Below are 12,898 nucleotides of genomic sequence, written 5' to 3' on the forward strand. Positions count from 1 at the left end.
CACCCCCCTTGCGCACCCTCCCTCCTCCACACCCCCGCCCCCCCCCCCCCCCCCCCCCCCCCCCCCCCCCCCCCCCCCCCCCCCCCCCCCCCCCCCCCCGCCGAGATGGCCCGTCCGTGCCATGTGGACGGGCCCCGGAGTGCCTAGGCTGGACGTCGGGTGGCTGCCGCCCGGGCTGGCGAGGCACTGAAGGGGTGGTGCAGGTGGTGTCGTCCACGGGCGGCCGCAGCGGCGGCCACGACGACGCGGCCCTCGACGAGATCGAGCTGGCCGGCGAGCTGATGATCGCCGCGACGGCCAGCGCCGGTGACCGGCTGCCGACCGAGCGGATCGACGAGGTGCTGCTGGACCGGGTGGACCCGGCCCGGGCCGAGCGGGAGGGCGAGGGCTGACGGCCCCGGCCGACGGCCCCGGGGCTCAGCTGCGCAGCAGTCGGCCGATCGCGGCCGTGGCCTCCGCCACCTTGGCGTCCAGCTCGACGCCGCCCTGCTCGGCAGCCGCGGCGACGCAGTGCCGCAGGTGCTCCTCCAGCAGGGAGAGCGCGAAGGACTGCAGGGCCTTGGTACTGGCCGAGACCTGGGTGAGCACGTCGATGCAGTAGACGTCCTCGTCCACCATCCGCTGGAGGCCGCGGATCTGGCCCTCGATCCGGCGCAGCCGCTTGAGGTGGGCGTCCTTCTGCGCGCTGTAGCCGTGCGGGCCGTGTCCGCCGTGGCCCGCGGCGGCGGGGGTGGCGGCCCCGGGCCCGGTCCCGGGCGCGTGGTCCGGCTCGGTGCGCGCTTGCGTCGTGGTCATCGGCCCGCCTTCGTCTGAGTGCCTGGTGGCTGCGTCGGCCTCCAGTGTCCAACACCGGGGCCCCGCGTGGTGTTCCGACGGCCCACCCGGCATGTGCCGAACGGCCTGGTGGGGGTCGCGGCGGGGTTAACCCGTCTGAGCGGCGCCCCGGTCTTCCGCACGCGGGACGGGGCAAACGCGTCGAGGTTCCGTCAGACTGAGTCCTTGCGTCCGCACCTGGCGGTGCGGTCCGGGACAGCCGGTGCGGCAGCCGAACGGAAGGGGAGGTTCCGCCTCCCTGGTCACCACCCCGTTTGCGCGATCGCGCTCGGTTGCACCTAGCATCGTTCAGTCCGTACCCCGCACATCGGAGAATTCCGTGCGTTTTAGCCTGACCCCGAAGGAGACGAGTTTCTACGACATGTTCGCCGCCGCCGCGGAGAACCTGGTCGTCGGATCGAAGCTCCTGCTGGAACTGCTGGGATCAGACGTGTCGGCCCGCGCGGAGATCGTCGAGCGCATGCGCGCCGCCGAGCACGCCGGGGACGACACCACCCATGCCGTCTTCCACCAGCTGAACTCCTCCTTCATTACGCCCTTCGACCGCGAGGACATCTACAGCCTCGCCTCGTCGCTGGACGACATCATGGACTTCATGGAGGAGGCCGTCGACCTGGTCGTCCTCTACGACATCCAGACCCTGCCGAAGGGCATCGAGCAGCAGATCGAGGTGCTGGCGCGCGCCGCGGAGCTCACCGCCGAGGCGATGCCGAACCTGCGCAGCATGTCGAACCTGACCGAGTACTGGATCGAGGTCAACCGACTGGAGAACCAGGCCGACCAGATCCACCGCAAGCTGCTCGCCCACCTGTTCTCCGGTCAGTACGACGCCATCGAGGTCCTCAAGCTCAAGCAGGTCGTGGACGTCCTTGAGGAGGCGGCGGACGCGTTCGAGCACGTCGCCAACACGGTGGAGACCATCGCCGTCAAGGAGTCCTGACCCTCGTGGACATGGCTGCACTCATCGCCGTCATCGGCGTTGCGTTCTTCTTCACGTACACCAACGGCTTCCACGACTCGGCGAACGCGATCGCCACGTCGGTCTCCACCCGGGCGCTGACCCCGAAGGCCGCGCTCGCGATGGCCGCCGTGATGAACCTAGCCGGTGCCTTCCTGGGCAGCGGGGTGGCGCACACCGTCTCGAAGGGGATCATCGAGACCCCCCACGGCAACCAGGGGATGGCAATCCTGTTCGCGGCCCTGGTCGGGGCGATCGCCTGGAACCTGGTCACCTGGTACTTCGGTCTGCCGTCCTCCTCCTCGCACGCGCTGTTCGGCGGCCTGGTGGGTGCGGCCCTGGCCGGCGGCACCGAGGTGATCTGGAGCGGCGTGATCGACAAGATCGTCGTCCCGATGATCGTCTCGCCGGTGGTCGGCCTGGTCGGCGGCTTCATCGTGATGCTGGCGATCCTGTGGATCTTCCGCCGGGCCAACCCGCACAAGGCCAAGCGCAACTTCCGGGTCGCCCAGACCGCCTCGGCCGCCGCGATGGCACTGGCCCACGGCCTGCAGGACGCCCAGAAGACCATGGGCATCGTGGTCATGGCGCTCACCATCTCCGGCCACCAGACCACCGGTGACATCCCGGTCTGGGTGAAGATCTCCTGCGCGACCATGCTCTCGCTGGGCACCTACGCGGGCGGCTGGCGGATCATGCGGACCCTCGGCCGCAAGATCATCGAGCTGGACCCGCCGCAGGGCTTCGCGGCCGAGGCCACCTCCTCGGTGATCATGTACATCACGTCGTTCGTCTTCAAGGCGCCGATCTCCACCACCCACGTGATCACCGCGGCGATCATGGGCGCGGGGGCCACCAAGCGGATCCGCGCGGTGCGCTGGGGCGTCGCCAAGAACATCGTGCTCGGCTGGTTCATCACGATGCCGGCGGCCGCCGTCGTCGCAGCGCTGATGTACTGGTTCGTCCACCTCTTCTGGGGCTGATCCCCGAACGGCCACGGCCCGAGCACCCCGGAGGCGAGCGGGCGAGTAACAGCGAGCGGGCGAGCCCCCGCCCCGAGCCGAAGGGGCGCGCCGGTGCCGAAAGGGAGAAGGGCCAAGCCGCCGACGAAGGAGGTGGCGCAGTGCCCGCCGACCGTCGGCACCGGGTCCGAGCGCCCCGGAGGCGAGCGGGCGAGTACCAGCAAGCAGGGCCCGCCCCCACATCTCGGGGGCGGGCCCTTCTTCATGTCCCGCGGCGGCACCGCCATGCAGCACCACGGGACAGCTGGGGTCGGTCTAGCCGAAGCGGCCGGAGATGTAGTCCTCGGTCGCCTGCACCGACGGGTTGGAGAAGATCCGCTGGGTGTCGTCCAGCTCGATCAGCTTGCCCGGCTGGCCGACGCCGGCCAGGTTGAAGAAGGCGGTGCGGTCGCTGACGCGGGCCGCCTGCTGCATGTTGTGGGTCACGATGACGATGGTGAACTGCGACTTCAGCTCGCCGATCAGGTCCTCGATGGCGAGGGTGGAGATCGGGTCGAGCGCGGAGCAGGGCTCGTCCATCAGCAGGACCTGCGGCTCGACCGCGATCGCGCGGGCGATGCACAGGCGCTGCTGCTGACCGCCGGAGAGGCCGGCGCCCGGCTTGTTCAGCCGGGTGTGGACCTCCTTCCAGAGGTTGGCGCCCTTCAACGAGCGCTCCACCACCTCGTCCAGGACGGCCTTCTTCTTCACGCCGGCGAGCTTGAGCCCGGCGACCACGTTGTCGTAGATCGACATGGTCGGGAACGGGTTCGGGCGCTGGAAGACCATGCCGATCGAGCGGCGCACGGCGACCGGGTCGACGTTGGAGGCGTACAGGTTCTCGTCGTCCAGGAGGACCTTGCCCTCGACCCGGGCGCCGGGGATCACCTCGTGCATCCGGTTGAGGGTGCGCAGGAAGGTGGACTTGCCGCAGCCGGAGGGGCCGATGAAGGCGGTCACCGAGCGGGGCTCGATGCTCATCGAGATGTCCTCGATGGCCTTGGTGGTGCCGTAGTAGGCCGACAGTCCGCTGACGTCGATGCGCTTGGCCATGATCGTTTGCTTCTCTCGTCTGTCTTCGTACGTCAGTCGGTCGCTCAGTGTCCGGCCTTGGGCGAGCGCCAGCGTGCGATGCCCCGGGCGATGAGGTTGAGCCCCATCACGAAGGCGATCAGCACCAGCGCGGCGCCCCAGGCGCGGGCGTAGCCGAAGTCGTTGTTGACCACCGAGTACTGCTGCCAGATGTACATCGGCAGGGACTGCTGCGGTCCGTCGAACGGGTTGCTGTTGATGTAGTCGGCGCCGAACACCAGCATCATCACCGGGGCGGTCTCGCCCGTGATGCGGGCGACCGCGAGCATCACACCGGTGGTGATGCCGCCGATCGCGGTGGGGATGACGATCCGCAGGATGGTCTTCCACTTCGGCACGCCGAGGGCGTACGAGGCCTCGCGCAGCTCGTTCGGGACGAGCTTGAGCATCTCCTCGGTCGACCGGACCACGACCGGGATCATCAGGATCGCCAGCGCGAGGCTGCCCGAGAAGCCGGAGTAGCTGAACCCCAGGGCGAGGTTCCAGAGCGAGAGGATGAACAGACCGGCGACGATCGACGGGACGCCCGTCATGACGTCGACGAAGAAGGTGACCGCCTTGGCGAGCCGGCCGCGGCCGTACTCCACCAGGTAGACGGCGGTCAGCAGACCGAGCGGGGCGGCCATCAGGGTGGCCAGGCCGACCTGCTGGAGGGTGCCGAGCAGCGCGTGGTAGATGCCGCCGCCGGGGCCGCTCTGGATCACGCCCTTCATCGAGTGGCTCAGGAAGTTCCCGTTCACCACGCCGATGCCCTGCTGGATCGTGTAGATGGTCAGCGAGGCCAGCGGGACGACGGCCAGGATGAAGGCGACCCAGACCACCGAGGTGGCGAAGCGGTCCTTGGCCTGCCGGCGGCCCTCGACCTGGGCCGAGATCAGGTAGCTGCCGGCCAGGAACAGCAGGGCGGAGAGCAGGCCCCACTGGAGGTGGCTCTCCAGGCCGGCGGCGGCGCCGATCCCGCAGCCGACCGCGATCGAGCCGACGGCGACGACGGGCGGCATCCACTTGGGCAGCCGGTTGGCGGTGAGCTTCGGGCCGACCTGCGGCCGGGCGTCCTCGGGGACGGTGACGGTGGTCATGCGTTGGCCCCCGAGTACTCCTTGCGGCGGGCGATGATCAGTCGCGCGGCACCGTTCACCAGCAGGGTGATCACGAACAGGACGAGGCCGGAGGCCATCAGGGCGTCGCGGCCGTTGTTGCCGGCCTCGGCGAACTTGAGCGCGATGTTCTGCGCGAAGGTGCCGCCGCCGGCGTCCAGGATGTGCAGCGACAGGATGCTGTTGGCGGAGAGCACCACCGCGACCGCGATGGTCTCGCCGAGCGCCCGGCCGAGGCCGAGCATCGAGGCCGAGATGATGCCGGGGCGGCCGAACGGCAGCACCGCGGTGCGGATCATCTCCCAGCGGGTCGCGCCGAGGGCGAGCGCCGCCTCCTCGTGCATCCGCGGCACCTGGCGGAACACCTCGCGGGAGACCGCGGTGATGATCGGCAGGATCATGATCGCCAGCAGGATGCCGACGGTGAACAGGTTGCGCGGGGTGCCGGTCCTGGTCTGGTCGAAGATGTACGTCCAGCCCAGGTACTGGTTGAGCCAGCTGGTCAGCCCGTCCATGTGCGGGACGAGGAACAGCGCGCCCCAGAGGCCGTAGACGATGCTGGGGACGGCGGCGAGCAGGTCGACCAGGTAGGCGAACGGCTGGGCGATCCGGCGCGGCGCGTAGTGCGAGATGAACAGCGCGATCCCGATGGCCACCGGGACGGCGATCGCCATCGCGATGACGGCGCTGACGATGGTGCCGAAGGCCAGGACGGCGATGCCGAAGACCGGCTTCGGGGCGTCCGGCGTCCACTCGAAGGTGGTGAGGAAGTTGCCGTGGTTGTTGCCGAGGGCCAAGACCGAGCGCCAGGCCAGGAAGCCGGCGATCGCGGCCATGATGACCAGCAGCAGGACGCCCGCACCGCGGGCGAGGTTCATGAAGATCTTGTCGCCGACGCGGCTGTCGCGCCGTCGGCTTTCCCTGCCTCGCGGGGCGGCAGGGGAGGATGAAGTCATTGGTCTACTCCGGTCTGGTGGTGCCGCCCCGGTAGGGGGTCGGCACCATGGCGGCGGTGCCCCGGACGTTGGTGCTGGGTTGGTGCGTTCCGGCGGGACGGCCCCGGCCCCCCTCGCTCACGGGGCCGTCCCACCGGGGGTCCTGTCGGGTCAGGCGAGGGTGCCGACCGCGGCCTTCACCTTGTCGCCGATCGCGGCCGGCATCGGGACGTAGCCCTTGTCGCCGATCGACTTCTGGGCGGCGTCGCTGATGGTGTAGTTCAGGAAGGACTTGAGGGTGTCCAGCGTCTCGGCCTTGTTGCCCTTGTCGCAGGCGATCTCGTAGGTCACCAGGACGATCGGGTAGGCGTTGTCGGCCTTGGTGCCGTAGTCCAGGGCGAGGGCGAGGTCGCCGTCGGTGCCCGTGACCGTGGACGAGGCGATGGTGAGCGCGGCGTTGGCGGCGGTCGCCTCGACCGGCTTGGCGGCACCGGTGGCGATCTGGGCGCTCTTGAGGTTGTTGGTCTGGGCGTAGGACAGCTCGGCGTAGCCGATCGAGTTCTTGACCTGCTTGATCTGGGCCGCGACGCCGGCGCTGCCGTTCGCGGACTGGCCGAGCTTGCCCTTCCACGCCTTGCTCGGCTCGGCGGTCCAGGCGCCGCCACCGGTCTTGGCGAAGTAGGAGGTCAAGTTGAAGGTGGTGCCGGAGTCGTCCGAGCGGTGGAAGCTCTGGATCTCGGCGTCCGGCAGCTTGGCGCTCGGGTTCAGGGCGACGATGGCCGGGTCGTTCCACTTGGTGATCTGCGAGTCGAAGATCTTGGCGGCGGTCGGGCCGTCCAGGACCAGGTTGTCGACGCCCTCGATGTTGTAGACCAGCGAGACCAGACCGGCCACCATCGGCAGGTCGATCGCCTTGCCGCCGGTGCAGACGGCCTTGGAGGCGTCGACATCGGCCGGCTTGAGGGCGAAGTCGGTGCCGGCGAAGGCGACCTTGCCCTGGGTGAACTGCTGGACGCCGGCACCGGAGCCGCCGCCGCTGTAGTTGATCGTGGTGCCGGAGCAGGCGGCGCCGAAGTTGGTCTTCCACACGTCGATCGCCGGGGCCTGCGCGGTCGAACCGGCGCCCAGGAGCGTGCCGGCCTTGCCACAGTTGATCGCGGCACCGGCCGCGGAGGAGCCGCTGGAACCGCTGGACGCCGTGTTGTTGTTGTTGTCCGACCCGCAGGCGGCGAGCGACAGCGAGCTGACGAGCGCCATGGCACCGATGGCGAGGGCCTTGGAGCGGCCGTTCCGCTGGAGCTTCACAGGGGTGTCCCTTTCTGTGGCATTGCCCGCTGCGCAGGCCGTAGGAGTACGGCTGAGCATGGGTTTTGCTGTGGTCCGGGGCCCGTTCGGCCCTCCGGTAGTCCCGAAGTTAGGCCGGGTAGGTGACACGACAGCCGGTCGCAAGTGAACGGGAAGTGAACCTCGAACGGATGACAGGAAACTACGTCACGTAGTAACGGTTGCGTCACGGCACGGGCGCGGGGAGATCACTTCCGCCCCTCCTCCACCGACGCCGACCCGCCCGTCCGTACGGGCCTCGCCCCCAGGATCACCAGCAGCGCGTCGATCAGCAACCGGTCGCGGTCATGGGTCAGCCGCGCCCGGGCCTTGCCCGCCGGCAGCCAGTCCAGGCGGTCGACCTCGCGGTTCGGCCGGAAGGCCCCGGCGGTCGGCACCGCGGCCCAGTACCGGACCTCCTTGGGGCGGCCCTGCGCCGGGTAGTGCTGGGTGGGCAGCTCCGGGCCGAGCAGGCAGTCGAAGCCGGTCTCCTCCCGCACCTCGCGCAGCGCCGCCTCGACCACGCCCTCGCCCGGGTCGAGCTTGCCCTTCGGCAGGCTCCAGTCGTCGTACTTCGGACGGTGGATCACAGCGATCCGCGGCCGCCCCAGTCGGCCGCTGGGCTTCGGCCGGCCGGGCAGCCAGAGCACCGCGCCCGCCGCCAGGACCACCGGGCCGCGGACCGGTGCGGCCGCCGCCGGGCCCACCGCGGGGTTCACCGCAGGGCCCACTGCGGGAGACGCCGGCGGGTTCACCGCCGGGTCCGCTGCCCGGCCGGTGCTCAGGCGATCGTGCAATTCAAGCCGTCCGTGGTGCGGGGGAATGCCCCCAGCCCTCGGCAGGGGGGAGCTCCAGCCAGCCGTCCGGGGACGGCGGGAGCTCGGGCCACCGGCGGCCGAAGGCGTACCGCGCCGCCTCGACCTCCAGTCGTTGATCAGCATGCACTACACCCAGCACATAGGCGGTCGCGGGGGTGATCCGCGGGGTGCGCGCCGCGGTCGCGGCGGTCATCGCGGCGTCCGCGGCCTCCTGGTGCCGGGCCAGCACCGCGTCCAGCTCGTCCAGCTCGGGGGACGGCCGGGCGCACACCTCCAGCGCGTACCGGGCCCGCTTCACCAGGATCCGCAGCCGCGACCAGGGCGCGTCGTCGGCCGCCAGCGCGGCGTCCGCGTCCGCCACCCCGCGCGCCGCCGGCACCGCGCCCAGCCGGCGCAGCCCGTCCCCGCCGTACGGGGTCGCGGCCCGCTGGAGCGGCAGCTGCTGGGCGCTCACCGCCAGCGCGGTGAACGCGGCCGCCGCCTGCGGCCGCAGCACCGCCGAGGCCCGGCCCCCGGCCGCCTCCAGCAGCGGCGCCTCGCCGACCAGCAGGGTCATCCGGTCCGCCAGCGCGTGCAGCCGGGCCGAGCGGAGCTCCTGGAGCACCGTGGAGTGCGCCCTGGTCCGGGCCAGGGTCAGCTGGCGGTCCAGCAGCGCCCGCGCCTTGGGGGCGCCCGCGTGCCCGGCCAGCATGCCCGTCCCCTCCGGGTCGGTGCCGCTCAGCGAGTCCACCGCGCCCAGCAGCCGGGCCGAGCGGCGGACGTAACCGGGCTCCAGCGCCAACAGGTTGAGCAGCCAGCGCAGTTCGGTGCGCGACTCCTGTGCCCAGGACTGCTCGAACACGGCCCCGAAGGTGTGCAGCAGCCCGCCGATCCGCCGCACGGCCCGCAGCAGGTCGGCGGTGCCGCTCGCCGGAACGGCCGCGGCCGAGCCCGGTCTGGCGCCGACCTCGCCCACCGCGAGCGGCAGGGCGCGCAGGAACGCGCCGGCCTGGGCGGTGAGCTGGCGGGAAAGGATGTCCCCGGCGGTCGCTGTGGAGGCCGCCTGGGCCGTCATCGGCGCTTCGGTCATGGCGTGGTAGATCCCCGTTCCCCCGGGGCCCTTCCCCGGGGCTGGTGGCCGACCGCCGGAGCAGCTCCCCCCGGGGCCCCGGGGGCCCCGACTGCTCCGGCGGCTCGCATCAGTGGACGCGTCAGCGCGAGGTGGCGGCCCGGCGGCGCTGGCGCGAGTCGATGAGCAGGTCCTGGACGTGCCGCAGCGGCTTGCCCTCGGCGTCCTGCGAACGGCGTTCCCAGGCGCCGTCCGGGCCCAGGTGCCAGGACTCGGTCTCGTCCGACACCCCGAGGTCGATCAGCCCGGACAGCTCGGCCCGGTGCGCCGGATCGGTGATCCTGAGCAGCGCCTCGATCCGGCGGTCCAGGTTGCGGTGCATCATGTCGGCGCTGCCGATCCACACTTCGGGATCGCCGTTGTTGCCGAACACGAAGATCCGGGAGTGCTCCAGGAAGCGCCCCAGGATGCTGCGCACCCGGATGTTCTCGCTCAGCCCGGGCACCCCCGGACGGACCGCGCAGATGCCGCGGACCCAGACGTCCACCGGCACCCCGGCCTGCGAGGCCCGGTAGAGCGCGTCGATCAGGGCCTCGTCGACGATCGAGTTGACCTTGATCTTCACGTACGCGGGCCGGCCGGCCCGGTGGTGGGCGATCTCGTTGTGGATCCGGGAGACCAGCCCGTCGCGCAGGCCGCGCGGGGCGGTCAGCAACCGGCGGTAGGACTCCCGGCGCGAGTAGCCGGACAGCCGGTTGAAGAGGTCCGAGAGGTCCGCGCCGACCTGCGGGTCGGAGGTGAGCAGGCCGAGGTCCTCGTACAGCCGGGCGGTCTTCGGGTGGTAGTTGCCGGTGCCGACGTGCGAGTAGCGGCGCAGGGTGTCGCCCTCCTCGCGGACCACCAGCGACAGCTTGCAGTGGGTCTTGAGCCCGACCAGGCCGTAGACCACGTGACAGCCGGCCTCCTCCAGCTTGCGCGCCCACTTGATGTTGGCCTGCTCGTCGAAGCGCGCCTTGATCTCGACCAGCACCAGCACCTGCTTGCCGGACTCGGCGGCGTCGATCAGCGCGTCCACGATCGGCGAGTCGCCGGAGGTGCGGTACAGGGTCTGCTTGATCGCCAGCACGTCCGGGTCGGCGGCGGCCTGCTCCAGGAAGGCCTGCACCGAGGTGGAGAAGCTGTCGTACGGGTGGTGCAGCAGCACGTCGCGCTCGCGCATCGCGGCGAAGATGTCCGGCTGCGAGGCGGACTCGACGTCGGTCAGCCCGCGGGCCGTACCGGCCACGAACTTCGGGTACTTGAGCTCCGGCCGGTCCAGCTCGGCGATGCCGAACAGGCCGGTCAGGTCCAGCGGACCGGGCAGCGGGAAGACCTCCGCCTCGGTGATGTTCAGCTCCCGCACCAGCAGGTCCAGGATGTAGGGGTCGATCGACTCCTCGACCTCCAGCCGGACCGGCGGGCCGAAGCGCCGCCGCATCAGCTCCTTCTCCAGGGCCTTGAGGATGTTCTCGGTGTCGTCCTCCTCCACCTCCAGGTCCTCGTTGCGAGTGACCCGGAAGGCGTGGTGGGCCAGCACCTCCATCCCCGGGAAGAGCTCCTCCAGGTGCGCGCCCATGACGTCCTCCAGCGGGACGTACCGCTGGGGCGAGGCCTCGAGGAACCGGGCCAGCGACTGCGGCACCTTCACCCGGGCGAAGTGCTTGTGGCCGGACACCGGGTTGCGGACCACCACGGCGAGGTTGAGCGACAGCCCCGATATGTAGGGGAAGGGGTGCGCCGGGTCGACCGCCAGCGGGGTCAGCACCGGGAAGATCCGCTGCCGGAACAGGGTGTGCAGCCGGGCCTGCTCCTTCTCGGCCAGCTCCGGCCAGCGGACCACCTCGATGCCCTCGGCGGCGAGGTCCGGCAGCACCTCCTGCTGGAAGGCGGCGGCGTGACGGGCCATCAGCTCGCGCGAGCGGGTCCAGATCAGGTCCAGCACCTCGCGCGGCTGGAGGCCGGACGCGCTGCGCTGGGCCACGCCGGTGGCGATCCGGCGCTTGAGGCCGGCGACCCGGACCATGAAGAACTCGTCCAGGTTGCTCGCGAAGATCGCCAGGAACTTCGCCCGCTCCAGCAGCGGGATCCCCGGGTCCTCGGCCAGCTCCAGGACGCGTTCGTTGAACGCGAGCCAGCTCCGCTCACGGTCCAGGAAGCGGCCCTGCGGCAGTGCTTCGAACTCCTGCTCGTCCGTGGCCGGCAGCTCCGGCGGGACGCCCAACGCACTGGACATCCGCGCCGTGGGCGCCAGCGGGGCAGGGACGGGGCGGGGGATGCTCATGGGTTCCAGCTCCTCCAGCAGGACGGCGTCCGGACGCGAATGGCTCTGCGGGCCGTCGTCCTCGCCCCGGGTCGCCCCCGGGGACAGCGCCCACCCACCGGGCGCGGTCCGTACAGGACCGGCCGGGGATTGGCGGTCGACTCTGCACGAGCGAGACACTACGGACTTCATCCTGTGATCTTCGCGGCAGCAATTGAATCCACGGTAAACACCGCATGGCCAGGAGGAAAGCTGAGTCGGTCGGAGCAAGGGGCGGCGGGCCTCGCCGCCCCCTGCCCGCCCCCGCCCGCGACGGCTCCGGCTCGGCCTACCGGTCGGCTGCCCGGACCGCCTGGTACCGGGCGCGGTACATGAGGTCCACCTCGTGGACGGTGAATCCCAGTCGCTCGTAGACCCGGACGGCGGCCGGGTTGTCGGCGTCGACGTAGAGGAGGACCGTCTCCAGTCCACGCTCGCCGGCTCCTGACCCGGTCAGGTGACGCAGACCGGCGGCGGTCAGTGCGCGGCCGAGGCCGCTGCCCTGCTCGGCCGGGTCCACCCCGACCACGTACACCTCGCCGAGCTCCGGCTCGGTGGCGGTGGCCGGGTGCACCTTGGTCCAGTGGAAGCCGACGACCTCGCCGTCCCGGGTCGCGAGGAAGAAGCCCGCCGGGTCGAACCAGGGCTCGGCGATCCGCTCCGCCAGGTCCTGCTCCGTCCAGGAGCCCTGCTCCGGGTGGTGGGCGAAGGCCAGGGCGTTCAGCCGCAGCCACTCGGCGTCGTCCTCGCCCGGGCGGAAGGTGCGGAGCTCGATGCCCTCGGGCACGGCCACGGCCTCGGTCTGCGGACCGCTGCGGCGCATCTGCCGGAGCTCCCGGACCAGCTCGGCGCCGTAGGCCTCGGCCAGGTGCCGGGCCGCCGGGTGACCGCCGTGCACCCAGAAGTCCACCGCGTCCCGGCCGGCCAGGTGGGCCTGCTCCAGGACGGCGTCCACCAGCGGGCGGGCCAGGCCGCGGCCGCGGGCGGCCGGGTCGACCACCAGCTCGGCGGACGGGTTCGCGGTCGCGGCCTCCGGCACCTCGACCTGGCCGTAGCCGACCACGGTCGTGCTCCCGGTGCCGGTGCTGGTGCCGGTCTCGGTCTCGGTCTCGGTCTCGGTCTCGTCGAGGATCAGGTGGGTGACGCCCGACCGGGGCGTCTCGGCGTTCCGCAACCGCAGCCGGCCCTGCTCGGAGACGGCGGCCCGGCCGTCGACCGCCTGGGCCTCCGCCAGAACACGCAGGGCGCCGTCGCGCTCCTCGGGGCGGAGCACGTTGCTCGCAATGACCGCTGTCTGATCGTCCATGCCCTGACAATACGTCAACGGAAATGCGAAAAGCCCCTGATCCGAAGGGATCAGGGGCTTTTCTGAATGATTGTTCGGCGGCGTCCTACTCTCCCACAGGGTCCCCCCTGCAGTACCATCGGCGCTGTGAGGCTTAGCTTCCGGGTTC

Annotated in this window: 12 protein-coding genes and 1 rRNA gene; 3 read left to right on the forward strand and 10 right to left on the reverse strand. The window is 71.2% G+C overall.

Translation table 11 applies throughout. The annotated features are described in order from the left end of the window. The first annotated feature begins 203 nt into the window (after positions 1-203). Positions 204-392 (forward strand): hypothetical protein, encoded by a 189-nt coding sequence (locus ACZ4W5_RS36865; protein ID WP_402490884.1) that lies wholly within the window; start codon positions 204-206, stop codon positions 390-392. Positions 393-417: 25 nt separating this feature from the next. On the opposite strand, the gene ACZ4W5_RS36870 is transcribed toward ACZ4W5_RS36865, so the two are convergent. Beyond that, entirely contained in the window at positions 418-795 is a 378-nt protein-coding gene (locus ACZ4W5_RS36870) for a metal-sensitive transcriptional regulator (RefSeq protein ID WP_360241592.1), read from the reverse strand. Positions 796-1,153: 358 nt separating this feature from the next. Between ACZ4W5_RS36870 and ACZ4W5_RS36875 the strand changes: the two genes are divergently transcribed. After that, the gene (locus tag ACZ4W5_RS36875; RefSeq protein ID WP_030059626.1) at positions 1,154-1,774 is read left to right on the forward strand and encodes a DUF47 domain-containing protein; all 621 of its coding nucleotides are present in this window, start codon (positions 1,154-1,156) and stop codon (positions 1,772-1,774) included. Positions 1,775-1,779: 5 nt separating this feature from the next. Further along, a complete protein-coding gene (locus ACZ4W5_RS36880) occupies positions 1,780-2,775 on the forward strand; it encodes an inorganic phosphate transporter (protein ID WP_360241595.1) in 996 nt (331 codons plus the stop codon). 294 nt (positions 2,776-3,069) lie between these two features. Here the strand turns inward: ACZ4W5_RS36880 and pstB are convergent, their stop codons facing one another. The 9 genes from pstB to rrf all read right to left on the reverse strand — a co-directional run. Then, a complete protein-coding gene (gene pstB / locus ACZ4W5_RS36885) occupies positions 3,070-3,846 on the reverse strand; it encodes a phosphate ABC transporter ATP-binding protein PstB (protein WP_360241598.1) in 777 nt (258 codons plus the stop codon). Between the two features lie 44 nt (positions 3,847-3,890). Continuing rightward, the gene (pstA, locus tag ACZ4W5_RS36890; RefSeq protein WP_465659532.1) at positions 3,891-4,964 is read right to left on the reverse strand and encodes a phosphate ABC transporter permease PstA; all 1,074 of its coding nucleotides are present in this window, start codon (positions 4,962-4,964) and stop codon (positions 3,891-3,893) included. Continuing rightward, complete coding sequence (pstC, locus tag ACZ4W5_RS36895) at positions 4,961-5,938, reverse strand: phosphate ABC transporter permease subunit PstC (RefSeq protein WP_360241604.1); 978 nt, start codon at positions 5,936-5,938, stop codon at positions 4,961-4,963. Before pstC ends, pstA begins: the two co-directional genes overlap by 4 nt. Before the next feature lie 150 nt (positions 5,939-6,088). After that, positions 6,089-7,222 (reverse strand): phosphate ABC transporter substrate-binding protein PstS, encoded by a 1,134-nt coding sequence (gene pstS, locus ACZ4W5_RS36900; protein ID WP_360241607.1) that lies wholly within the window; start codon positions 7,220-7,222, stop codon positions 6,089-6,091. A 227-nt stretch (positions 7,223-7,449) separates the two neighbouring features. Then, positions 7,450-7,959 (reverse strand): NUDIX hydrolase, encoded by a 510-nt coding sequence (locus ACZ4W5_RS36905; RefSeq protein WP_465659534.1) that lies wholly within the window; start codon positions 7,957-7,959, stop codon positions 7,450-7,452. Positions 7,960-8,038: 79 nt separating this feature from the next. Continuing rightward, entirely contained in the window at positions 8,039-9,127 is a 1,089-nt protein-coding gene (locus ACZ4W5_RS36910) for a CHAD domain-containing protein (RefSeq protein ID WP_360241610.1), read from the reverse strand. 121 nt (positions 9,128-9,248) lie between these two features. Then, on the reverse strand, positions 9,249-11,426 hold the full coding sequence (locus ACZ4W5_RS36915) for an RNA degradosome polyphosphate kinase (RefSeq protein ID WP_360241613.1): 2,178 nt from the start codon (positions 11,424-11,426) through the stop codon (positions 9,249-9,251). A gap of 307 nt (positions 11,427-11,733) precedes the next feature. Next, positions 11,734-12,750, reverse strand: a complete 1,017-nt coding sequence (gene mshD, locus ACZ4W5_RS36920; protein ID WP_465659537.1) for a mycothiol synthase — start codon at positions 12,748-12,750, stop codon at positions 11,734-11,736. A 72-nt stretch (positions 12,751-12,822) separates the two neighbouring features. Continuing rightward, positions 12,823-12,898 (reverse strand): 5S ribosomal RNA (gene rrf, locus ACZ4W5_RS36925); the annotation flags it as partial.

The sequence above is a fragment of the Kitasatospora sp. NPDC029367 genome, assembly GCF_055569135.1.

Bases quoted from the DNA above. Each gene is read 5' to 3' on its own strand.
- ACZ4W5_RS36870 (WP_360241592.1), bottom strand. From the start codon at position 795: ATGACCACGACGCAAGCGCGCACCGAGCCGGACCACGCGCCCGGGACC.
- pstB (WP_360241598.1), bottom strand. From the start codon at position 3,846: ATGGCCAAGCGCATCGACGTCAGCGGACTGTCGGCCTACTACGGCACC.
- pstA (WP_465659532.1), bottom strand. From the start codon at position 4,964: ATGACCACCGTCACCGTCCCCGAGGACGCCCGGCCGCAGGTCGGCCCG.
- pstC (WP_360241604.1), bottom strand. From the start codon at position 5,938: ATGACTTCATCCTCCCCTGCCGCCCCGCGAGGCAGGGAAAGCCGACGG.
- ACZ4W5_RS36910 (WP_360241610.1), bottom strand. From the start codon at position 9,127: ATGACCGAAGCGCCGATGACGGCCCAGGCGGCCTCCACAGCGACCGCC.
- ACZ4W5_RS36915 (WP_360241613.1), bottom strand. From the start codon at position 11,426: ATGAGCATCCCCCGCCCCGTCCCTGCCCCGCTGGCGCCCACGGCGCGG.
- mshD (WP_465659537.1), bottom strand. From the start codon at position 12,750: ATGGACGATCAGACAGCGGTCATTGCGAGCAACGTGCTCCGCCCCGAG.